Below are 21,719 nucleotides of genomic sequence, written 5' to 3'. Positions count from 1 at the left end.
GGGAATAGAAATGGCTGAAGCACCGGAGCAGCACAAGGAAATATTGGGCCTGGAGCGCCCACCTTGTTCTGAAGCTCTCAACTCGGCCATTCTGGAAGCAGATAGAGAAACCGGCGCTGTCCGGATGCGCTTTGATGCTCCGCAGGCTTTTACCAGCCCGCGCGGAAGCGTTCAGGGCGGCTTCGTTGCCGCGATGGTTGACGAGGTTATCGGCATTCCGGTGCTGGTGAAATCGGGTGGCGTAAATGCTCCGCTAACATTGGAACTGAGCGTGACCTATATCAATCCGGTGTTGCCGGGCCGGGTTTATGGCGAAGGGCAGATTGTTCGCATGGGCCGCAATATCGGATTTCTGGAAGCACAGCTTTATGATGAAGCGGGTAAGCTTTTGGTGAAGGCCACGTCAACGGTTAAGATTGGACCAGCAATGATTGGGTCAGCGAAACAGTAATGGCGAAACATAACGACACATCTCCTGAAGGCCGCTCGGTGCGGCTGCTCCGTGTGGGGGAGCAGGTACGGCATATCCTGTCGGAACTGCTGATGCGCGGAGAGGTGCATGATGACGTACTGACTTCCCATTCTGTCAGTGTGACCGAAGTGCGGATGTCACCGGATTTGCGCCATGCCACGGTATTCGTAAAGCCCCTGTTAGGCGCAAACGAAGCGGATGTGCTGAAGGCGCTGAGAACCAATACCGCGTTTTTCCAGAAGGAAGTCGCCAAACGGGTAAAGATGAAATATGCCGCGCGACTCAAGTTTCTTGCGGACGATAGTTTCGAGGAAGCCGCGCATATCGAAAGCCTGCTACGCCATCCAAAAGTGGCGCGGGATTTGGGTGAAGAAGAGTAACCCGGTATCAAACGTTTTGATTATGCTCAAAAAGGAGCTGGTTGATGCCGCATGGTTGGATCATATTCGACAAGCCACTGGAACTTGGCTCTACCCAGGCTGTTGGAGCGGTGAAGCGCAACTTGCGTGAGGCGGGGCTTCTCGGCAAGGGTAAGGATAAAACCAAGGTCGGGCATGGCGGAACGCTGGACCCGCTTGCGACCGGCGTGCTCCCGATTGCTATAGGCGAGGCGACCAAGCTATGCGGCCGTATGCTGGATGCCTCAAAAATCTATGATTTTACGATTGCGTTCGGGACAGAAACCGAAACTCTGGATGTCGAAGGGGCGGTGTCCGAAACTTCTGATCATTTGCCTACGCTGGAACAGATCAAGGCAGTATTGCCGCAATTTACGGGGCCAATTGAACAGATACCGCCCAAATATTCTGCGTTAAAAATCGACGGCAAGCGAGCCTATGATCTGGCACGGGCTGGCGATAAGATCGAGATGAAGACGCGGAATGTTATGATATTCGACCTTTCCGTGGTTTCTCCCCTTGAAGCAGAAGGCGAGCTTGTTTCCGTCACACTTTCCGCTCATGTTTCCAAAGGCACCTATATTCGTTCTCTTGCCCGCGATATTGCGCGCGGCCTTGGAACAGTCGGACATGTTTCGATGTTGCGCCGGACCAAGGCGGGGCCGTTCACGCTTGAACATGCGATTTCGCTGGACAAACTCAACGAAATTGGTAAGGGCGCGAACATTAAAGATTATCTCTTGCCGCTTGAGGCAGGGCTGGACGACATCCCGGCTTTTGCTCTCACCCCTGATCAGGCAAGACTGCTTCGGCATGGCATGACGCTGGACGAGCAGGATTTGATCGGGAACCCCGCCCAAAAACAAGGGTTACACGGGCTCTTTCTGGCGACCGAAGGCGATAGCCCGGTTGCTCTGGCAGAGCTTTTAGATGGGACCGTAAAGGTTGTTCGCGGGTTTAATTTGTAAGATGTTCGAAGGAAAAATAAGACTATGACGATTACCGCAGAAAAAAAACAGGAACTGATCACAAAATTCGCCCAGACAAAAGGCGATACCGGTTCTCCGGAAGTCCAGGTTGCAATCCTGACCGAGCGTATTGTGAACCTGACCGAGCATTTCAAAGGCCATCACAAAGATAACCATTCGCGCCGCGGACTTTTGATGATGGTGAACAAGCGCCGCTCTTTGCTGGACTATCTCCGCAAAAAAGATGCGGGACGCTATTCAAAGCTGATTAAAGACCTTGGTCTTCGGAAATAAGAAATTGGAAACCGGCCTCCCGATGGAGGCCGTTTTCATATTGGTCCCCTGGATTTTAAGGGGAACAGAAAAGGCAAATTCTCATAATAAGGTGGGAGATGCCAGGAAAGAAGAGCTACAATAGCTCTCAACCGCTGTTCAGCCGGATTGCTGGACAAATGAAAGCCCCCGCATTGCATAGGGCAGGCGGGACAAAGGAAAATACGAATGTTTGATGTAAAGAAAGTTGAAATGGAGTGGGGCGGACAGACCCTCACCCTCGAAACGGGCCGTATTGCTCGTCAGGCTGATGGTGCGGTACTCGCGACCCTCGGCGAAACGGTTGTGCTATGTGCAGTTACCGCCGCTAAATCGGTAAAAGAGGGTCAGGACTTCTTCCCGCTTACTGTTCATTATCAGGAAAAATTCTCAGCCGCTGGTCGTATTCCAGGCGGCTTTTTTAAGCGTGAAGGCCGTGCGACGGAAAAAGAAACGCTGACTTCGCGTTTGATTGACCGTCCTTGTCGCCCACTATTCCCCGAAGGTTTCTACAACGAAATCAACGTGATATGTCAGGTGATGAGCTATGATGGCGTCAACGAGCCTGATGTTCTGGCCATGGTTGCGGCTTCCGCAGCGCTGACCATTTCCGGCGTTCCATTCATGGGGCCAATCGGTGCGGCTCGTGTCGGCTATAAAGAAGGCGAATATCAGCTAAACCCATCCATGGAAGAAGTCGCAGAAGGCGAACTCGATTTGGTTGTTGCAGCGACACATGGTGCAGTGATGATGGTTGAATCGGAAGCGCAAGAGCTTTCCGAAGAAGTCATGCTTGGCGCTGTTCAGTTTGCCCATGATGCGGCGAAAGATGTTGCCGGCCTGATTATCGAATTGGCTGAAAAGGCCGCCAAAGAACCTTGGCAGCTTGATGCTGGCGAAGATAATAGCGCCATCAAGGAAGACCTGCGTAAGCTGGTTGGAAAAGACATTGCTGCGGCCTACAAGAAAACCGATAAATCGGCACGCTCCGAAGCTCTGAATGCGGTTCGTGAAAAAGCCAAAGAAAAATATGCCGATGAAGACGGTCAGACCCAGATGACCGCCGGTAAGATGGTTAAGAAACTGGAAGCCGAAATCGTTCGCGGGGCGATCATCAAAGACGGTACACGTATTGATGGTCGTAAGCTGGATCAGGTGCGTCCGATCGAAGCTATGGTTGGCTTGCTTCCACGGACTCATGGTTCGGCTCTGTTCACCCGTGGTGAAACACAGGCGATTGTTACCACGACATTGGGCACCAAAGATGCGGAGCAGATGATCGACGGTCTGGAAGGCCTCAGCTATTCCAATTTCATGCTGCACTATAACTTCCCGCCCTATTCGGTTGGCGAAGTAGGCCGTTTCGGTTTCACCAGCCGCCGCGAAACCGGTCATGGTAAGCTTGCTTTCCGTGCGCTTCGCCCGGTTCTACCGGCGGTGGAGGAGTTCCCCTATACGATCCGTGTGCTTTCCGACATTACCGAATCCAATGGTTCGTCTTCGATGGCGACTGTTTGTGGCGGTTCATTGGCCATGATGGATGCAGGTGTGCCTTTGGCGCGTCCGGTTTCCGGGATTGCCATGGGCTTGATCCTCGAAGGCGAAGAATTTGCGGTTCTGTCCGATATTCTGGGCGACGAAGATCACCTTGGCGACATGGACTTCAAGGTTGCGGGTACCGAAAAAGGCATCACCTCCTTGCAGATGGACATCAAGGTAGCCGGCATTACGCAGGAGATCATGAAAACTGCACTGGAACAAGCCAATGGCGGCCGTGCGCATATCCTTGGTGAAATGAGCAAGGCTCTGTCCTCGGTTCGTACCGAAATGTCCGAACATGCTCCGCGTATCGAAACCTTGCAGATCAACAAAGAGAAGATCCGCGACGTTATTGGTACTGGCGGTAAGGTGATCCGCGAAATCGTTGCGGAAACTGGCGCTAAGGTGGATATCGACGATGAAGGCCTGATCAAGGTTTCTTCTTCCGACAAATCCCAGATTGATGCGGCGATCGCCTGGATCAAGGGCATTGTCGAAGAAGCCGAGGTCGGCAAAGTCTACGACGGGAAAGTAGTAAACCTCGTTGATTTTGGTGCATTCGTGAACTTCATGGGCGGCAAAGACGGTCTTGTCCACGTCTCTGAAATCAAGAATGAGCGCGTTGAGAAAGTCTCCGACGTGTTGAGCGAAGGTCAGGAAGTCAAGGTCAAGGTCCTCGAAATCGACCAGCGCGGCAAGGTTCGCCTGTCGATGCGGGTCGTAGATCAAGAAACCGGCGAAGAGCTGGAAGATACCCGACCTGCACGCGAACCACGCGGTGACAAGCCTCGTGGGCCACGCCGTGATGGCGGTGGCCGCGGTCGTGGTCGTGGTCGTAACAATGACGGTAACAACGACAGTGGCGGTGATATTCCGCTGCCAAGCTCGATCACAGAAGACTAGATCTTTTGGACTTATAATAAAAAGGGCTCCGTGAAAGCGGGGCCCTTTTTTTACGTTTATCCTACCGGAAATTTGCCTTTGTTCACAAGTGGATAGTTTATGGCCTACGGGATAATCGCTATTATTTTGCCTTGTTCATTCATCTTACAGATAACGAGAACGCGCTAGAAACCGGGGGCACTGGTTGAGCCAATAGCAATCAAAGATAGCGCGCTGTTCAAACAACTATTGGCGGGCAGGGGATTAGTGGTTAAGGGAAGTGTTATGAAAAACATGATCATCAAAGCGGCCCTGTTAGGCCTGTCGGTTACCGCGCTTTCGGCTTGTGCATCGCTGGGCGGTGGTGGAGGCAGCACGGACACCAGTTATGTCGCACGTGATGTAAACACATTGTATAATGCGGCAAAAGACCGGCTGGACCGCGGTCAATATAAAATTGCTGCAGCATTATTTGATGAGGTTGAGCGTCAACACCCTTATTCGCCGTGGGCACGCCGCGCACAGCAGATGAGCGCATTTAGCTATTATGTCGCCGGTGATTATAACAAGGCAATCGAGTCTGCACGTCGCTTTTTATCGATCCATCCGGGTAATAAAGACGCGCCATATGCGTATTATCTGATTGCGCTTAGCTATTACGAACAGATTAGCGACGTAACGCGCGACCAGAAAATTACCGAACAAGCACTGGCAACATTGGGTGAAGTGGCGCGCCGCTATCCCAATACCAGCTATGCCGCCGATGCCTTGTTAAAAATGGATCTGGTCAACGACCATCTGGCTGGTAAGGAAATGGAAATTGGTCGCTTTTACCAGCGGCGGGGCAAATGGCTTGCCGCATCCATACGTTTCCGTACTGTTATCGACACATATGAAACGACCACTCATGCGCCTGAAGCATTGATGCGGTTGACCGAATCCTATCTTGCGCTGGGTGTCCCGACGGAAGCCAAGAAATCGGCAGCGGTTCTTGGCGCAAACTATCCCGGTTCAAAATGGTACGAGCGTGCTTATGACCTGATAAACAAGCATGGGGACAAGCTGAGCGCGAGTTGATTTTACGCAAATTGCTTTCCGCCATGTTCATGGGTCATTGCAGCTAAGATGAACGTGATTTAAGAGAGGGCTGTGCTGCAGTCCCTTTCCATTCGTGATATTGTTCTTATCGAGGCTCTGGACCTGGAGTTTGGGGCCGGACTGTCGGTACTGACCGGTGAAACGGGGGCGGGTAAATCGATCTTGCTGGATTCCCTCGGCCTTGCGCTTGGCAATCGCGCGGATAGCGGGCTGGTGCGTCAAGGCACTGAAAAGGCGCAAGTCACCGCAAGCTTTGCTCCGCCAGCAGCAGACAGCAAACTGGCCGAATATCTAAGCAATAATGATATTGATATGGAACCCGGTGAACCGCTCATCATAAAACGCTCAGTCAAGGCGGATGGCGGCAGCCGTGCTTTTATCAACGACCAGCCCTGTTCTGCAGCTATGCTCCGCGATGTGGGTAGCCGGTTGATCGAGATTCACGGACAGCATGATGATCGCGGCCTGATAAATCCACGCGGACACAAGGCTTTACTTGATAGCTATGCCCGGGTTGATGTCGCAAAGGTGCGACAGGCTTTTGAAAATTGGCAGGCAGCCAAGGCCGATCTGGAAAAGGCTTTGGAGGATCAGGAAACAGCGGAGAAGGACCGGGAATATCTGGAAGATAGTGTAGCGGAGCTATCCAAATTTGCGCCGCAGTCAGGCGAGGAACAGGAACTGGCGCTTGGACGCGCGGCGATGATGAAGGGCGAAAAGTTGACCGGTGACCTTGAAGCGATCAGAGCCGCCTTTGACGGATCGAATGGCGGTCTTGCATCCTTGAGAGCAGCGGCGCGGCGGCTTGACCGGATTGCCGAAGATCATCCGTTGCTGAGTGAGGCGCTGCAAGCAATTGACCGAGCTGTTATCGAAGCGGGCGAGGCGGAGGATAAGTTGAACGAAGCAGCCTATACGCTCGCTTTTGATCCGCAGCGGCTGGACGATATGGAGACACGTTTATTTGATTTGCGAGCTTTGGCGCGCAAGCATCGGGTTGCGGGGGATGAACTGCCGCAATTGCTGATTGATCTGGAAAACCGGCTTGCTGCGATTAGCGACGGGGGCAAATCACTGGAGTCAATGGAGACGAAAGTGAAGGCCACGAAACAGGCCTATATGGAGGCGGCGGAGGCCCTGCGGGAGAGGCGCACGAAGGCCGCAAAGGCGCTGGACAAGGCGGTTGCAGGGGAATTAGTGCCGCTGAAACTGGACGCTGCTCGGTTTGAAACCCTGTTGGAACCACTGGCCGAGGACCGGTGGGGGGCGAGCGGGATGGACCGGGTGGAATTTTTAATTTCCACCAATCCCGGCGCACCGTTGGCACCGCTCGGCAAGATTGCTTCAGGTGGTGAACTGTCACGGTTCATATTGGCGCTGAAAGTGGCGTTGGCGGAAGAAGGAGGGGCCAAGACAATTATTTTTGACGAAGTGGACCGCGGCGTTGGCGGCGCGGTGGCATCGGCCATTGGCGATAGATTATCACGCCTGTCGAACAGCGCGCAATTACTGGTCGTGACGCATAGCCCGCAAGTGGCATCGAAAGGCAATGCCCATATGCTAATCAACAAAAGCTCTAACGGCACCGTATCGCGCACCGATGTCAACGCGCTGGATGACGAAGGCCGGCGACAGGAAATTGCCCGGATGCTGTCCGGTGCAGATGTGACGGATGAAGCGCGTGCGCAAGCAGACCGGCTGCTGGAGCGGGCGTGATGCAGGAGTCCGTGAACGATACTCCCCCCGCCAAACTCTCGGAAGCGGAGGCCGCTAATGAATTGATGCGCCTTGCCCGCATAATCGCCAAGCATAACAAGCTTTACCATACCGAAGACTCGCCGGAAATTTCCGATGCGGAATATGATGCGCTGGTGCGGAGGAATAATGAGCTGGAGGAGGCGTTTCCGCATCTGGTGCGCGATGACAGCCCGAATCGGCTAGTTGGTGCGGCGGTGGCCAGTTCACCATTATCAAAAGTCACGCACGAACAGCGGATGTATTCGCTCGACAACGCATTTGCGGATGAGGATATCACCGAATGGATCGCGCGGGTGCGGCGGTTCTTGAACTTGCCGGAGGGTGAGCCGGTTGCGGTGACGGCGGAGGACAAGATTGACGGCCTGTCCTGCGCACTGCGTTACGAGAAAGGCGAGCTTGTGCTGGCCGCCACGCGCGGTGATGGGCAGGTTGGCGAGGATGTGACCGCCAATGTCCGGATGATTGCCGATATTCCGCAAGTGCTGGCCGGGGATGCGCCCGATATTTTTGAAATTCGCGGAGAGGTCTATATGGCCAAGAGCGATTTTGCGGGATTGAACACCCGATTGATGGAAGAAGGCAAAGCGGCGGCAGAAGCGAAGAACATCGATTTCGACCCTTCAAAAATCCGCCAGTTTGCCAATCCCCGCAATGCAGCGGCAGGATCGCTACGCCAAAAAGATGCACAGGTTACGGCCAAACGTCCCCTGAAATTCTGGGCGCATGGCTGGGGCGTGGCAAGCGAGGTTCCGGGGGATAGTATTTTTGATGTTATGGCCGCAATCGCCGGTTGGGGCGTTCCTGTATCACCGCTGATGAAGCGGTTTGATACGGTTGATAAGATGCTGGACCATTACCGGCATATCGAGGCAGAGCGTGCGGATATGCCTTATGATATTGACGGAGTGGTTTACAAGGTTGATCGGCTCGATTGGCAGCAACGTCTTGGATTTGTGGCCAAGTCGCCGCGCTGGGCCATCGCCCATAAATTCCCGGCGGAGCAGGCGCAAACGACGCTGGAAAGCATTGATATTCAGGTTGGCCGCACTGGCAAATTGACCCCCGTCGGGCGGCTGAAACCGGTGACGGTGGGCGGGGTGGTCGTGTCCAACGTGACTCTGCATAACCGCGATGAAATAGAGCGGCTGGGCGTGCGCCCCGGCGACCGTGTCCTGGTTCAGCGGGCGGGGGACGTTATACCGCAGGTTGTTGAAAACCTTACGCGTGATGAACCGCGTGAACCCTATATTTTTCCCGACCATTGCCCGGAATGTAATAGCGAGGCGGTCGCGGAAGAGGGGGAAGTCGATGTCCGCTGCACCGGCGGTTTGATCTGCCCGGCCCAGCGGTTTCAGCGGCTGGTCCATTTCGTGTCGCGTGCGGCGCTGGATATAGATGGCCTGGGTGAGAAAAGCATCGCGGAATTTATTGAGGCCGGTTTTATCGAAAGCCCTGCGGACATTTTTCGTCTGCACAAGTATCGCAAAGAGATATTGGCGCGGGATGGGTGGCAGGAAAAGTCTGTGGATAACTTGTTGGCGGCTGTGGAAAAGAAACGCTCGGCTGATGCGGCGCGGCTGCTTTTCGGTTTGGGAATCCGCCATATCGGCGCAGTAACGGCGCGTGATTTGATGAAGAACTTTACGACGCTGCCTAAATTGGCCAAAGTTGCTGTTGCTGCGCGAGAGGATGAATCGGTCCGTGAAGAAATTACAGCCATTGATGGCGTGGGACCAACCGTGGCCGAGGCTCTGGCAGACTTTTTCCATGAACCGCATAATCGCGCGGTTTGGGATGATCTGTTGAGTGAAGTGTCACCGCCCGATTATATTGTCGAAACACGCGATAGCGCGGTGGCGGGCAAAACGGTGGTTTTCACCGGCAAGCTGGAAACGATGAGCCGCGATGAGGCAAAGGCGCAAGCCGAGGCTTTGGGAGCAAAGGCATCTGGTTCTGTTAGTGCCAAGACCGATTTGGTGGTTGCCGGACCCGGTGCGGGATCCAAAATGAAGAAAGCCGCCGAACTGGGTATTGAGGTTATTGATGAAGCCGCCTGGGCGGAGATTGTGAAAGCGGCGGGGTAAGGAAGGCCAACGGTCTTTAACCGTGGGAGTGAATGTAATTACTGATTATCCGTTTCGCCTTCCGGAACCCAGCGCATTACTCCGCCCTGAAACGGGGTCCAGATGCCGGTTCTGATCCCGGCCTGACGCAGGACATCACTGGTCCAGTTATTGCAGGTGTAAAAGGCGTTATAATGGCCATAGGCTTTATAAAATAGATCGTGCTTCCCATAGCCGGGAGACGGAATGGCTTGTCCGGCCTCGTCCAGCACGAAGCGTTCCTTAATGGCCTTCACGATCAGGCGATATTCCGCCTCGCTGACTGTGATGCGCCGCCGGTAATGGGGATAAGCCTGTGGATAGTTCAGGTGATAAACGTGCAGCAATACGTCATCGCTGCCAAATATCGCGCTTGTGGCGTCGCTGAAGCGCAGATCCTGCCAATTTTCGGTATTTCGATAGACGCCTTCATGGCCCCATCCGACCAGAATATGACTGCTATAGCCCATTGGACTGTCAACATGTTCGGGGCGGACCAATGTTCGCCAATCATGCACGTCGCTATAGACTGGCATGATGATTCCGGTGTGCAAGTCGTTGGTTTCAATGAATAGTTCTATGCCGCTATCGGTGCTTTTCCAGAATTGGTTGGCGGGTATAATGCTTCCAAGCAGGGCAGCGACAAGATATAGCGCGATCACGGCCAAAAGGCTGGCTATGATACGGGACAGCCATTTCATTCGAAAAGTTGCCATTGAAACCTTTTTTGCTGTAAGAGGGATCCATGCTAACCGCTCCCGATCCGGAATCCCATGTCTATGACAAGCCACCGGCACACGCAAATGCCGACTGGACAATTGACCAGAACTGGGCTGGTTATAGTGATGAAGAACATGCCACCTGGGACACGCTTTTTGAGCGTCAGCGCAAAATGTTGCCCGGCCGCGCGGCGCAGGCATTTCTGGACGGCGTTGATATATTGCAGCTTTCCAAGCCCGGCATTCCGGACTTTGATGAACTGAACCGGATATTGATGGACGCGACCGGATGGAAAGTCGTCGCGGTGCCCGGACTGGTCCCTGATGATGTATTTTTCGATCACCTCGCCAATCGCCGTTTCGTGTCTGGCAATTTTATCAGGAAGCCGAACCAGCTAGATTATTTACAGGAACCGGATGTTTTCCACGATGTTTTCGGTCACGTACCGATGCTCGCGGACCAGCGTTTTGCCGATTATATGGAGGCCTATGGACGCGGGGGGCTTCGGGCGCTCAAGTACGGGGCGCTGAAACAACTCGCGCGGCTATATTGGTATACGGTTGAATTCGGGCTTATTCAGGAACCGGAAGGGCTGCGCATCTATGGCGCGGGGATCGTGTCCAGCTATGGCGAAAGCATCTTTGCGCTGGATAGCGATAGCCCCAACCGGATCATGTTCGACCTGGAACGGGTATTGCGCACGGAATATAGGATAGACGATTATCAGCAGAATTATTTTGTCATCCCCAGCTTTGATGAATTGCTGCGCGTGACGGTCGAGACGGATTTCAAACCGGTTTACGAAAAAATTGCCAATATGCCGGATATTGCGATTGCCGATATTGTCGAGGGGGACAAGGTGTTGTCGCACGGGACGCAGGACCATGCCAGCGCGCAGTCCGGTGAGGCGGTTGTTGTTTGAGGACGCGGGAGAGAAGCTACCTCAGCATTCCCCGAAATAATCACGGGCCAAGGGTGATTTGGTGATCCTTCTTGTTCTGGATGAGCCATAATCCTTGGCTTTGACCAACGTTAGGCAGGGCCATTCATTTTCCAACTGGACGTGCCGCAGACGAAAGCCTTCCCTGATATAGGCGTGCAGAACATCGCTCTGCTGCGCTTTTAACAGACCAGCCAGAATCAGGACCGTATTGGGCGCTGCAGCCGCCGCGATTTGCGGGGCGAGGGCGATGAGCGGTCCTGCAAGGATATTGGCAATGATCAGGTCGAAAGGCGCGCGCCGACCGATAGCAATATGGTCAAGGCCATTGCTGGCCAGCAATTTTATAGCGCCCGGTAACGGTCCCGTCGCAATGCCGTTTATCCGGGCATTTTCTGCGCTGACCTCAACAGCAACCGGGTCAATATCACTGGCGATTATGGCGGCGGCTGGCCACAAGCTGCGCGCCGCAAAAGCCAGAAGGCCGGTTCCTGTTCCGACATCAATGATATTGCGATATTGCTGGCCGCGGTGTTTCAGCCGGTCAAGACTGGCCAGACAGCCCATGGTCGTTTCATGATGACCGGTGCCAAAGGCTTGGCCTGCGTCGATACAGATATTCGTGACCTTCGCATCATCCAATGGGGGACTGTTTGATGTATGCACATAAAAGCGGCCTGTGCGTAAAGGCTCCAGACCTTGCTGGCTCAGCGTGACCCAGTCCTCGTCCTCCAGTTTTTCGGCCACCGGATCAATATTGGATGACCGGGCGGACGGGGAAAGCTCGGCAGCGGCTTTCAGGAGCGCGTTATCGGGTTTTGCGTTACAATATATTTCGATCAACCAGTCATCGGGCGTTTCGGGGCTGGCTTCGCGGGTGACGGTCGTTGGCGGATTATCGGTGAAACTGGAGAAAAGATCTTCCTCCTCCGCCAGGCGGTCGGCCTCTGCGCGGGTGCACGGCACAGTGATTTTCCACGTATCGGTCACCGGAATGCGACCGGGTTGAAAATATTGTCAGGCATTGGCCATCTCCAGCGCTTCATTGGCAGCAAGCCAGGCGGTTTCGTTCTGTTCCAGCTCGTCCTGCACAGAGGCGCGCAGCTTCATCAGCTCGGTCATGGTTAAATCCGCATATTCTTTTTCCGCACTGGCTGGATCGAACATCGCGCGGTCAATGCCGGACAGTTTTTTGCCGAGCGTTTCGATTTTCTTTTCGGCGGTGCTGGCGGCTTTGCGCAGCTCCGATTGCTCCTTGCGCCGTTCGGCGGCAAGACGGCGCTCTTCCTTGCGGTTGCCGCCGCTACTGCTGCTCCCCGCCGACTTCTCCTGGTTTCGGCCCAGAACAAAATCGGTATAATCGTTCAGCGTGCCAGAAAACTCCTTGGCCTTTCCGCTGTCGACCATGACAAGGCGGTCAGCGGTCAGTTCCAGCATATGGCGGTCATGGCTGACAAGGATCACCGCGCCGCTATATTCATTCAGCGCATGCACAAGCGCTTCGCGGGCATCAACATCAAGGTGGTTTGTCGGCTCGTCAAGGATCAGCAGATGCGGCGCATCGCGGGTAATCAGGGCAAGCGCAAGCCGCGCACGTTCGCCGCCCGACAGCTTGCCGACTTTCACCGTGGCTTTGTCACCGGAAAAACCAAACCGTCCAAGCTGCGCACGCACGGCTCCCGGCTTGGCATCCTTCATCAACCGCGTCATATGTTCGAGCGGCGTGTCGGTCGTGTCCAGTTCTTCAACCTGATATTGGGTGAAATAACCGACGGTGAGCTTGCCCGATTTATTCATCGCCCCCGCTTTTGGCTCCAACTGGCTGGCGAGTAGGCGGGCCAGCGTCGTTTTGCCATTACCATTACGGCCCAGCAAAGCCGTTCGGTCATCGGGATCAAGACGAAGGTTCAGGTCCGACAATATGATATTATCGCCATAACCAACGGCCGCATCGTCAAGCGTGATGAGCGGCGGTTTCAGTTCGGCCGGGCTGGGGAAATGAAAGCTGAGCGACGGGTCATCTATTGCCGCAGCTATTGGCTCCATGCGGGACAATGCCTTGACGCGGCTTTGCGCCTGTTTCGCGCTATGTGCCTTGGCTCCCCAGCGGTCGACAAAGGCTTGCAGTTTTTCACGTTGAGCAACTTGCTTTTCACGGGCCGAGGCCAACTGCGCCTGACGTTCGGCGCGCTGTTTCTCAAACGCATCATAGCCGCCGGGGTAGAGCGTGGTCTTTCCGCCCTGCAGGTGCAGAATATGATCAACCACATTGTTCAGCAAATCCCGTTCATGGCTGATCACCAGGATAGTCGCCTGATAGCTGGTCAGGAAATTTTCCAGCCACAAGGTTGCTTCCAGGTCGAGGTGGTTTGAAGGCTCGTCAAGCAGCAGCAATTCGGGCTGCGAGAACAAAAGCGCGGCAAGCGCCACCCGCATCCGCCAGCCGCCGGAAAAGCTGTCCATGGGCTGTTGCTGTGCTTCTTCATCGAAGCCCAGACCGATCAGGATTTTTGCTGCACGGGCAGGCGCGCTGTGCGCTTCGATAATATTCAGGCGTTCATGAATTTCGGCAATCCGGTGCGGCTCATCAGCGGTTTCCGCCTCCTGCAACAGCGACGCCCGCTCTGTATCCGCCGCCAAAACAGTGTCCAGCGGGCTTGCTGCTCCCGCGGGAGCTTCCTGTGCAATGTAGCCCATGCGTGCGCCTTTGGGCATGTCCACGCTGCCGTCATCCGGCTCCAGCAGTCCGGCAATCACCTTCATCAAGGTGGACTTGCCCGCGCCATTACGGCCGATCATCCCCACGCGCGCACCGGGGGGCAGGGCAGCCGTCGCCCCGTCCAATATGACCGCTCCGCCAAGGCGCACTGTTATGTTGCTGAAATTAAGCATGGCCGCTCGTTAGCGGAGCTTTGGGGATTCGGCTAGTGAACGTTTTAAGTCCTGGTAGCCAACCAAATCATGTGATGCGCGCCGCGTTTCCCGCGGCCACGTACCGGGTTTTCTTCAACCGAAAATCCGGCCTTCATCAATCGTCGTGTAAATTTTGGATCCGATGCAGAGGACCAGACAGCCAATATTCCGCCGGGGCGCAGCGCTCTTTTGGCGGCCTTTAACCCGGCAATTGTATAAAGCCGGTCATTCGATGCATGGGTGATCCCGTCCGGACCGTTATCGACATCAAGCAGGATGGCGTCAAAATGGTCTTGATGCTCGGAAATCAAGTCAAACACATCGGCGGTTTCGATTGATACACGAGGGTTGGACAAGCTGCCCTCAAATAAATCTGCCATTGGTCCGCGCGCCCATTTGACGACGGCGGGAACCAGTTCCGCGACAATGACTTCCGCGCTGGCATCCAGCAAGGGCAGGGCGGCGCGAAGGGTAAAGCCCATTCCTAGTCCGCCGATCAATATCCGCGATGCAGCCCGGCCGGACAGCCGTTCACAGGGCAGGGTGGCAAGTGCTTCCTCCGACCCGCTAAGGCGGCTGTTCATCAGCTCGTTATTGCCGAGCATGATCGAAAATTCCTTGCCGCGCTGAAAAAGCCGAAGCTCCCCGCCGCCCGGAATTTGCGCGCTGTCAATCAATATGCGCGGTATCACCGCACAAAGCTCGCGCCATTGGCATCAAGCACTGCGCCGGTCATCGACGCCGGAGCGTCAATCGCACAATATTTGGCCATAGAGGCAATTTCCTCTGGCTGGGCCACGCGGCCAAGGGGAATATCCTGCAACAGTTTATCGCCGCCGCGACTTTCCAGATATTCCTCCGCCATGCCGGTCATCGTAAAGCCGGGACAGATTGCAAAGGCGAGGATGCCTTCATGGGCATAGGCGCGGGCGATGGATTTGGTCATCGCAACCATGCCGCCTTTTGACGCTGCATAATGCCAATAATCCGGCCCGTCACCGCGATAGGCGGCGCGGCTGGCGATATTGATGATCCTGCCGCTGCTCCCATTGCTTTGGTAATGCTGCACCGCCAAACGGCAAAGCTGGGCAGATGCGGTGAGATTGATTTGCATCGTGCGGTTCCAGCTTTCAAGCCAGTCGTCGCTATCTTTGGTAATCGGGTTCGGGTCAAAGATACCGGCATTGTTGATAAGAACATCTATCCGGCCATCCAGCCGTTCCAGAGCATTGTCCCACAGCAGGGCGATCTGGTCCGGCTGTGTAAAATCAGATTGTAACAGGCCTGCCCCGCCAGAAGTGCTTTGGCCAATAGCATGGACTTTCTGTGTATCAAAGCTGTCCAATACCGCCTTGCCAATGCCGCGGCTGGCTCCGGTTACCAGAATATGTGTTTTTGCATGTGTCATATTGCAAACGAATAGAGCGGACGTGTGAAAAGGTCCAACAAGAGATTGGAAATCGCTCATAATTTTAATAGCTATTAGGTGATTTGGGCGAGCGAACAGGGAAATTCTAAGGAAATCCGGCTGACGATATAGAAAAACCCTGCTATCCTATTTGCATGATGCCGTGATTTCGCTAAAGCACTGCTTCATTACAAAGACTCCGGAGCCGTATGATAATTGGCTCTACTCATCAGGGGACAAAAATTGGCTAAATCAACAAACCGGCCATTATCGCCGCATTTGGGAATTTATAAGTGGGGGCCACATATGCTGGTTTCCATCCTTCACCGGGCTACAGGTGACGCGCTTGCGTTGCTGGGTGCCCCGATATTGGTGTGGTGGCTATACAGCATTTCTGCCGGGCCAGAGTCGTATGAGACTTTCGTTAGCGTCATGACGAGCATACCCGGCTTTGTCGTGATGATCGGTATGAGCTTTGCCCTGTTCGAGCATATCTATTCCGGATTACGCCATTTCGTGCTTGATGCAGGTGCCGGTTACGAGCTTCAGTTGAACAAAAAGTGGTCGTCCGCCGTGCCTGTTCTGGCGTTGCTTTCCACTGCTGCGTTCTGGTTTTTCATCTATACAAAGCTGATTGGATAACACGATGGGATCAGGAACAGATATTGGTAAGGTCCGCGGTCTTGGCTCTGCCCATGGTGGCGCACATCACTGGATAATCCAGCGGGTCACAGCCGTTAGCAACCTTCTGCTGGTTGCTTGGCTTTTGGTTTCGTTGCTCAGATTGCCCAATTACGAACATGAACTGCTTGTCGGCTGGCTGTCTTCGCCGCTGGTCGCGGTTCCGATGATATTGATGCTGGTCAGCATTTTCTGGCACTTGCGGCTTGGTCTGCAGGTTTTGATCGAGGATTATATTCCCGATCAAGGTGCGAAATTCGGCCTCATCATCTTGCTTAACTTTTTCGCCATTGGCGGTGCAGCGCTGGGAATCTTCGCTGTTGCCAAGGTCGCCTTTACCGGAGTGGTCGCCTAATGACTGACACAAATTCACAGCCCGCTTATAAAATTATTGACCATATGTATGACACGGTCGTCGTGGGTGCCGGTGGGTCCGGCTTGCGGGCCACCATGGGTTCTGCGGAAGCCGGTCTGAAAACTGCCTGCATTACCAAGGTTTTTCCAACCCGTTCGCATACGGTTGCGGCGCAGGGCGGTATTGCCGCTTCGCTGGGCAACAACACGCCGGATCACTGGACCTGGCATATGTATGACACGGTCAAGGGATCTGACTGGCTGGGCGATCAGGACGCGATTGAATATCTTGTCCGTGAAGCGCCGCAAGCGGTTTACGAACTGGAACATGCCGGTGTGCCGTTCTCTCGTAACGAAGATGGCACGATCTATCAGCGTCCGTTCGGCGGCCACATGCAGAATTTGGGTGAAGGCCCGCCAGTGCAGCGGACCTGTGCAGCGGCGGACCGGACCGGCCATGCAATGCTACATGCTTTGTATCAGCAAAGCCTGAAATATGATGCGGATTTCTTCATCGAATATTTCGCGATCGACCTGATCATGGAAGACGGAGAATGTCGGGGCGTTATTGCAATCTGTATGGAAGACGGATCGATCCACCGTTTCCGCGCCCATGCGGTTGTGCTGGCAACGGGCGGATATGGCCGTTGCTTTTTCAGCGCAACATCAGCGCATGCCTGCACCGGCGACGGCGGCGGTATGGTGCTGCGTGCTGGCCTGCCTTTGCAGGATATGGAGTTTGTCCAGTTCCACCCGACCGGCATTTATGGCGCGGGCGTACTGATTACCGAAGGCGCACGCGGAGAGGGTGGTTACCTGACCAACTCGGAAGGTGAGCGTTTCATGGAACGCTATGCTCCAAGTGCAAAAGACCTGGCCAGCCGTGACGTTGTTTCCCGCTGCATGGCGACCGAAATTCGTGAAGGGCGCGGTGTCGGGCCAGAGAAAGATCATATCTATCTCCATCTCGACCATATTGATCCGGCTGTTCTGGCAGAACGCCTGCCGGGCATTACCGAGACCGGCAAGATTTTCGCCAATGTCGATCTGACGCGCCAAGCGCTGCCGGTTGTACCAACGGTCCATTACAACATGGGCGGTATACCCTGTAACTATCATGGCGAAGTCGTGAACCCGACCAAGGATGATCCGGATGCTATTGTGCCCGGCCTGTTCGCCGTCGGTGAAGCTGCGTGTGTTTCGGTCCACGGTGCAAACCGCCTGGGTTCCAACTCGCTGATCGATCTGGTGGTATTTGGCCGTGCAACCGGTCTGCGTCTTAAAGACAAGCTGACCCCGGGCACGCCGCATAAGCCATTGCCAAAGGATTCTGCGGATCTGGCGCTCACCCGTCTGGATCACTTCCGCTATGCAAAAGGCGGCACGCCAACCGCCCAACTGCGTACGGAAATGCAAAAAACGATGCAGAAAAACTGTGCAGTGTTCCGCGATGATGAATTGCTTGCCGAAGGCGTAGCCGCGATGCGGGTAGTGAACCAGAAAATGGGCGACCTCCATGTGAGTGACCGTTCGCTTATCTGGAACACGGACCTTATCGAAACGCTGGAGCTTGATAACCTGATGGGGCAAGCTGTTGTGACGATGGAAAGCGCAGCCAACCGCAAAGAAAGCCGCGGCGCGCATATGCATGAAGATTATCCAGACCGTAATGACAAGGAATGGATGAAGCATACGATTTCCACATTCAGCGGCTGGGGCGGTCCCGACAAGTCACGTGGCACTGGCAAGGTCGATCTCAGCTATCGTCCGGTGCATGACTATACGTTGACCGACGAAGCGACATATGTAGAGCCCAAGAAGCGGGTTTACTGATTTTATGGGAGTGGGGAAGGGCTCGCTGATGCGGCCCGCTACCCACTCCTAACTCAAGACTCCTAAATCAAGGCCGCGCGGGTGCTTTACAACCGCGTTCGTGGCCTATTCCCTTCAGGAAACTCCGCCGCGCTGCGCCGGCATAAGCGGCGGCATTATATTTGCGTTCGTCGCCAGCAGCACCAGATATTTCGCGCACAAGGCCGCGAAAGGGGATAATGCCGCCGATCACTCCGCCCGCAACACGTCCGGCAGTTTCTTCCCGCTTTTCAGCTCTGGTTTTATCAACTTCCTCGTTCACATCAGCGGCCAGAACTGCATTCAGTTCCTCAACCTCTTTGATAATCGCGGCGCAGCGGCGCAGGCCGTCAAGCGAATAGGGATCATCCTGAATGGCAATCAGCTTTTCAGGGATTTCAGTCTTTTTCAGGCCAATATCCTTGACCGGTGTGGTGATTGCACCTTCTGCATGTTTTTCGATTGGCTCATCGGGATCGTGCATTTGGGCATGCGCTGCCGGTGACAGAAGTAGCACCATCGCGGTGGAGGCTGTCGCCAATCTTATAAAGTTTCGCATCGTAGAGCTTCCTTGTTGATAATCTAGGGTCGATACCGCAAATTATCCCGGTTCAACTGGTGGACGGATGTAACGCCCATCAATTTCATATCCCGTTCAATCTCCGCTTGCAATAATCCGAGAGTGCGCTCCACGCCGGCCTGACCCGCCGCAGCCAGCGCATAGAGATAGAGTCGCCCGCCGGAACAGGCTTTGGCTCCGACGCTAAGCGCCTTTAGCACATGGCTGCCGCGAGTAATACCACCATCGCAAATGACATCAATTCGGTCCCCTACCGCATCGCAAATTTCCGCAAGCTGATCAAAAGGAGCGCGGGATCCGTCCAGTTGCCGCCCGCCATGATTGGAAACCATGATCGCGGTGGCACCAATATCCACTGCGCGTTTTGCGTCCTCAACCGACATGATGCCTTTCAGGCAAAATTCCCCGCCCCAATCCTTGCGAATTTCTTCGGCCATGGTCCAGTCGAGTGACTGATCCAGCATGGTGGAGAAATAGTCGGCGACCGACAGGGCGACGTTCGTGCCCTCTGCAACATGGTCTTTCAGGTTGGACAGCTCAAAATTCTCGCGAAACAAATAGTTGAGCGCCCAGGCGGGCTTGGTCGCATAGCTCAGGAAACTGGCCGGGGTGATTTTCGGTGGACTGGTAAAGCCGGATCGCAAACAGCGTTCGCGGTTTCCGCCGACAATCGTGTCCACGGTGAGTGTGATTGCATCAAATTTAGCAGCCTTGCACCGTTCCACCATTGATTTGTTCAAGCCCTTGTCCTTGTGGACATAAAGCTGGAACATCTTGGGCGTGCTGATGCTTTCGCCGATTTCCTCGATACTGACGGTGGCGAGGGAGGAGATACCGAAAAACGTGCCGAATTTTTCGGCTGCCCGCGCTACTCCGCGCTCACCTTGCCAGTGGAACAGGCGCTGCAATGCTGTGGGAGACAGGAACAGGGGCATGGCAATCTTTTTCCCCATGACCGTCGTGGTCATGTCGATAGTCTCTACCCCGGCAAGGACATTGGGTATAAGGTCGCAGCTTTCATAGGCCGCTGTATTGCGGCGGCGCGTCACTTCGTCATCGGCCGCACCGTCGATATAGTCAAAGATCGGAAAGGGCAGGCGCTTTTTGGCGAGCGAACGAAAGTCGTTCACATTGTGGCAATTTTCTAATGTGTTAATCTGGCGCACATAAATCTCGATTCATCGCTCGGGTGAGAATGAAATCATGATTAGAGCAATGGCTCAAGCTTGCAAGAGCCGCGATTACCTGACAGCAGGGGGCTAGAGGGAGAATTTCTGATGAGTGATAGTGCCGATAACACGCAGACCTCCGAGCCAGAGGAGCGGACCGAACGCTCGCCAGGTGCCAAATTCCTTTTGGTGTTGCTCACCGGCTTTTTGCTCGCAATCCCCCTCTTTGTAAGCTGGCTGCTAATATACGACCGCCAAAGCCAGAGCGATCAGGCCGAACAGTCCATCGTCACCGGTTGGGGCGGGGAACAGGTCTTTGCCGGACCGAAAATTGTGCTGCCCTACAAAGCAAAGGTGCAGACAGCGGTGGAGCAGGACGGCAAAACCGTCACCCGCACCGATCTGGTTACGCAGGAGCTATATATCTCGCCGGAAGTGATGACCTCTGACAGTGATATCCAGACCGAGGTGAAAAGCCGGTCGATCTATGAAGTTGTGATATACAATACCAACGTGACCGGTTCCGCCACTTTCAAACTTCCGGAGGACTTTGACCGGTCCGGTATTGATCTCGCCGATATCAATTTTGCACGGGCAGAAATCCGTTTTGGACTTTCCGATGCACGGGGTCTGGCCTCGAATAACAAACTTTCCGCCGACGGACAGCCCCTTGTCCTGCAACCCGGAAAAGGGCTGGGCGAAACAGGTAATACGGGGTTCTTTGCATGGATGGATGCGAGCGCTCTGGCCGATGGCACGATTACCGTGACATATGACGTAAAGTTTCGTGGGACAGAAAGCCTTACTATGGCCCCTGATGCGGGGCAAACCAACTGGACAATTGCATCAGCATGGCCGCACCCGAGTTTTACGGGCGGATTTCTACCCGCTAACGAGGTTACGGCGGCGGGCTTCACCGCGAAATACGGCATATCTAACCTTGCGCTCGGTACTTCGTTGACCTCCACGCAAGCGAGAGAGCAAATATTCCCGCAAACCAATATCGGGGGATATAGATATGCGGGCGTCGGCACGCAGCCTTCAAGCGTGACCATCAATCTTATCCAGCCGGTTGATCTCTATGACCAGGTGAGCAGGGCCACCAAATATGGCTTCCTCTTCATCGGATTTACCTTTGTTGCGATGCTGCTGTTTGACCTGATTGGCGGAGTGCGGATCTCGTCCGTTCAATATATTCTGGTTGGCGCCGCGCTGGTGCTGTTCTTTGTTTTGCTGCTCGCCTTTGCGGAGATTATTGGATTTGCCTTGGCCTATGTCACGGCCTCTATCGCCACGATCGGGCTGATAACCGCCTATGTTGCTTCGGTTCTGGCCAGTTGGCGGCGGGCGTCCATGATCGGCGGGCTTTTGGCAGCGCTTTATGGCGTGATCTACATATTGTTGAGCCTTGAGGCTTATTCGCTGCTCATCGGATCGTTGCTGATCTTTGCCGCCTTGGCCGGGGTGATGTACGTCACCCGCCGGGTGGACTGGTCGCGGACGATGCGGAAGCGAGGATAGAGCAAAGCGGGTAAATACCGGTAGTCCTGAGCTTGTCGAAGGGCGCTTTAGAC

At 54.6% G+C, this 21,719-nt stretch carries 20 protein-coding genes; 13 read left to right on the top strand and 7 right to left on the bottom strand.

Annotated features, from left to right (window positions below):
• Positions 1-10 precede the first annotated feature (10 nt).
• The 8 genes from VIN76_RS08460 (at position 11) to ligA (ending at position 9,511) form a co-directional block, all read left to right on the top strand.
• Positions 11-451: a PaaI family thioesterase gene (locus VIN76_RS08460; protein ID WP_332041400.1), complete on the top strand. Its 441-nt coding sequence runs from the start codon at positions 11-13 to the stop codon at positions 449-451.
• A complete protein-coding gene (rbfA, locus tag VIN76_RS08455) occupies positions 451-852 on the top strand; it encodes a 30S ribosome-binding factor RbfA (RefSeq protein ID WP_332041399.1) in 402 nt (133 codons plus the stop codon). The genes VIN76_RS08460 and rbfA overlap by 1 nt, the downstream gene beginning before the upstream one ends.
• Positions 853-896: 44 nt before the next feature.
• Complete coding sequence (truB, locus tag VIN76_RS08450; RefSeq protein WP_332041398.1) at positions 897-1,838, top strand: tRNA pseudouridine(55) synthase TruB; 942 nt, start codon at positions 897-899, stop codon at positions 1,836-1,838.
• 24 nt (positions 1,839-1,862) lie between these two features.
• A complete protein-coding gene (rpsO, locus tag VIN76_RS08445; RefSeq protein WP_332041397.1) occupies positions 1,863-2,132 on the top strand; it encodes a 30S ribosomal protein S15 in 270 nt (89 codons plus the stop codon).
• A 207-nt stretch (positions 2,133-2,339) separates the two neighbouring features.
• Positions 2,340-4,592: a polyribonucleotide nucleotidyltransferase gene (gene pnp, locus VIN76_RS08440; RefSeq protein ID WP_332041396.1), complete on the top strand. Its 2,253-nt coding sequence runs from the start codon at positions 2,340-2,342 to the stop codon at positions 4,590-4,592.
• Positions 4,593-4,856: 264 nt separating this feature from the next.
• Positions 4,857-5,648, top strand: coding sequence for an outer membrane protein assembly factor BamD (locus VIN76_RS08435; RefSeq protein ID WP_414696316.1), 792 nt, complete (start codon positions 4,857-4,859; stop codon positions 5,646-5,648).
• Positions 5,649-5,720: 72 nt separating this feature from the next.
• Positions 5,721-7,385 carry a DNA repair protein RecN gene (gene recN, locus VIN76_RS08430; RefSeq protein ID WP_332041395.1) on the top strand — a complete coding sequence of 555 codons (1,665 nt, stop codon included), beginning with the start codon at positions 5,721-5,723 and terminating at the stop codon, positions 7,383-7,385.
• Positions 7,385-9,511: an NAD-dependent DNA ligase LigA gene (gene ligA, locus VIN76_RS08425; protein WP_414696325.1), complete on the top strand. Its 2,127-nt coding sequence runs from the start codon at positions 7,385-7,387 to the stop codon at positions 9,509-9,511. The genes recN and ligA overlap by 1 nt, the downstream gene beginning before the upstream one ends.
• A 38-nt stretch (positions 9,512-9,549) precedes the next feature.
• Here the strand turns inward: ligA and VIN76_RS08420 are convergent, their stop codons facing one another.
• Complete coding sequence (locus VIN76_RS08420) at positions 9,550-10,230, bottom strand: TIGR02117 family protein (RefSeq protein WP_332041393.1); 681 nt, start codon at positions 10,228-10,230, stop codon at positions 9,550-9,552.
• A gap of 44 nt (positions 10,231-10,274) precedes the next feature.
• Here VIN76_RS08420 and phhA point away from each other — a divergent pair, with 44 nt between their 5' ends.
• On the top strand, positions 10,275-11,171 hold the full coding sequence (gene phhA, locus VIN76_RS08415) for a phenylalanine 4-monooxygenase (RefSeq protein WP_332041392.1): 897 nt from the start codon (positions 10,275-10,277) through the stop codon (positions 11,169-11,171).
• A 21-nt stretch (positions 11,172-11,192) separates the two neighbouring features.
• Here phhA and VIN76_RS08410 read toward each other — a convergent pair whose 3' ends face one another.
• The 4 genes from VIN76_RS08410 to VIN76_RS08395 are packed head-to-tail and all read right to left on the bottom strand — an operon-like array spanning position 11,193 to position 15,510.
• Positions 11,193-12,179 (bottom strand): 50S ribosomal protein L11 methyltransferase, encoded by a 987-nt coding sequence (locus tag VIN76_RS08410; RefSeq protein ID WP_332041391.1) that lies wholly within the window; start codon positions 12,177-12,179, stop codon positions 11,193-11,195.
• Positions 12,180-12,206: 27 nt separating this feature from the next.
• Entirely contained in the window at positions 12,207-14,081 is a 1,875-nt protein-coding gene (locus tag VIN76_RS08405) for an ABC-F family ATP-binding cassette domain-containing protein (RefSeq protein ID WP_332041390.1), read from the bottom strand.
• A 44-nt stretch (positions 14,082-14,125) separates the two neighbouring features.
• Positions 14,126-14,794, bottom strand: a complete 669-nt coding sequence (locus tag VIN76_RS08400; RefSeq protein WP_332041389.1) for a spermidine synthase — start codon at positions 14,792-14,794, stop codon at positions 14,126-14,128.
• Complete coding sequence (locus VIN76_RS08395) at positions 14,791-15,510, bottom strand: SDR family oxidoreductase (protein ID WP_332041388.1); 720 nt, start codon at positions 15,508-15,510, stop codon at positions 14,791-14,793. The genes VIN76_RS08400 and VIN76_RS08395 overlap by 4 nt, the downstream gene beginning before the upstream one ends.
• Before the next feature lie 243 nt (positions 15,511-15,753).
• Here VIN76_RS08395 and sdhC point away from each other — a divergent pair, with 243 nt between their 5' ends.
• From sdhC to sdhA, 3 genes are read left to right on the top strand one after another with little or no spacing between them, the layout of a single operon-like run.
• A complete protein-coding gene (sdhC, locus tag VIN76_RS08390; protein ID WP_332041387.1) occupies positions 15,754-16,152 on the top strand; it encodes a succinate dehydrogenase, cytochrome b556 subunit in 399 nt (132 codons plus the stop codon).
• Between the two features lie 4 nt (positions 16,153-16,156).
• On the top strand, positions 16,157-16,546 hold the full coding sequence (gene sdhD, locus VIN76_RS08385) for a succinate dehydrogenase, hydrophobic membrane anchor protein (protein ID WP_332041386.1): 390 nt from the start codon (positions 16,157-16,159) through the stop codon (positions 16,544-16,546).
• Positions 16,546-18,378, top strand: a complete 1,833-nt coding sequence (gene sdhA, locus VIN76_RS08380) for a succinate dehydrogenase flavoprotein subunit (protein WP_332041385.1) — start codon at positions 16,546-16,548, stop codon at positions 18,376-18,378. Before sdhD ends, sdhA begins: the two co-directional genes overlap by 1 nt.
• Positions 18,379-18,445: 67 nt before the next feature.
• Here the strand turns inward: sdhA and VIN76_RS08375 are convergent, their stop codons facing one another.
• Together VIN76_RS08375 and VIN76_RS08370 are read right to left on the bottom strand one after the other, a co-directional pair.
• On the bottom strand, positions 18,446-18,955 hold the full coding sequence (locus VIN76_RS08375) for a hypothetical protein (protein ID WP_332041384.1): 510 nt from the start codon (positions 18,953-18,955) through the stop codon (positions 18,446-18,448).
• Between the two features lie 23 nt (positions 18,956-18,978).
• Positions 18,979-20,142: an alpha-hydroxy acid oxidase gene (locus VIN76_RS08370; RefSeq protein WP_332041383.1), complete on the bottom strand. Its 1,164-nt coding sequence runs from the start codon at positions 20,140-20,142 to the stop codon at positions 18,979-18,981.
• Between the two features lie 111 nt (positions 20,143-20,253).
• Between VIN76_RS08370 and creD the strand changes: the two genes are divergently transcribed.
• The gene (gene creD / locus VIN76_RS08365) at positions 20,254-21,666 is read left to right on the top strand and encodes a cell envelope integrity protein CreD (protein ID WP_332041382.1); all 1,413 of its coding nucleotides are present in this window, start codon (positions 20,254-20,256) and stop codon (positions 21,664-21,666) included.
• The last annotated feature ends 53 nt before the right edge of the window (positions 21,667-21,719 follow it).

It is taken from the genome of Parasphingorhabdus sp. (assembly GCF_036568145.1).
GTDB lineage: Bacteria > Pseudomonadota > Alphaproteobacteria > Sphingomonadales > Sphingomonadaceae > Parasphingorhabdus.
This window is presented reverse-complemented; position numbering and strand designations above follow the sequence as displayed.

Bases quoted from the DNA above. Each gene is read 5' to 3' on its own strand.
- VIN76_RS08460 (WP_332041400.1), top strand. From the start codon at position 11: ATGGCTGAAGCACCGGAGCAGCACAAGGAAATATTGGGCCTGGAGCGC.
- rbfA (WP_332041399.1), top strand. From the start codon at position 451: ATGGCGAAACATAACGACACATCTCCTGAAGGCCGCTCGGTGCGGCTG.
- truB (WP_332041398.1), top strand. From the start codon at position 897: ATGCCGCATGGTTGGATCATATTCGACAAGCCACTGGAACTTGGCTCT.
- rpsO (WP_332041397.1), top strand. From the start codon at position 1,863: ATGACGATTACCGCAGAAAAAAAACAGGAACTGATCACAAAATTCGCC.
- pnp (WP_332041396.1), top strand. From the start codon at position 2,340: ATGTTTGATGTAAAGAAAGTTGAAATGGAGTGGGGCGGACAGACCCTC.
- VIN76_RS08435 (WP_414696316.1), top strand. From the start codon at position 4,857: ATGAAAAACATGATCATCAAAGCGGCCCTGTTAGGCCTGTCGGTTACC.
- ligA (WP_414696325.1), top strand. From the start codon at position 7,385: ATGCAGGAGTCCGTGAACGATACTCCCCCCGCCAAACTCTCGGAAGCG.
- VIN76_RS08420 (WP_332041393.1), bottom strand. From the start codon at position 10,230: ATGAAATGGCTGTCCCGTATCATAGCCAGCCTTTTGGCCGTGATCGCG.
- phhA (WP_332041392.1), top strand. From the start codon at position 10,275: ATGCTAACCGCTCCCGATCCGGAATCCCATGTCTATGACAAGCCACCG.
- VIN76_RS08405 (WP_332041390.1), bottom strand. From the start codon at position 14,081: ATGCTTAATTTCAGCAACATAACAGTGCGCCTTGGCGGAGCGGTCATA.
- VIN76_RS08395 (WP_332041388.1), bottom strand. From the start codon at position 15,510: ATGACACATGCAAAAACACATATTCTGGTAACCGGAGCCAGCCGCGGC.
- sdhD (WP_332041386.1), top strand. From the start codon at position 16,157: ATGGGATCAGGAACAGATATTGGTAAGGTCCGCGGTCTTGGCTCTGCC.
- sdhA (WP_332041385.1), top strand. From the start codon at position 16,546: ATGACTGACACAAATTCACAGCCCGCTTATAAAATTATTGACCATATG.
- VIN76_RS08375 (WP_332041384.1), bottom strand. From the start codon at position 18,955: ATGCGAAACTTTATAAGATTGGCGACAGCCTCCACCGCGATGGTGCTA.
- creD (WP_332041382.1), top strand. From the start codon at position 20,254: ATGAGTGATAGTGCCGATAACACGCAGACCTCCGAGCCAGAGGAGCGG.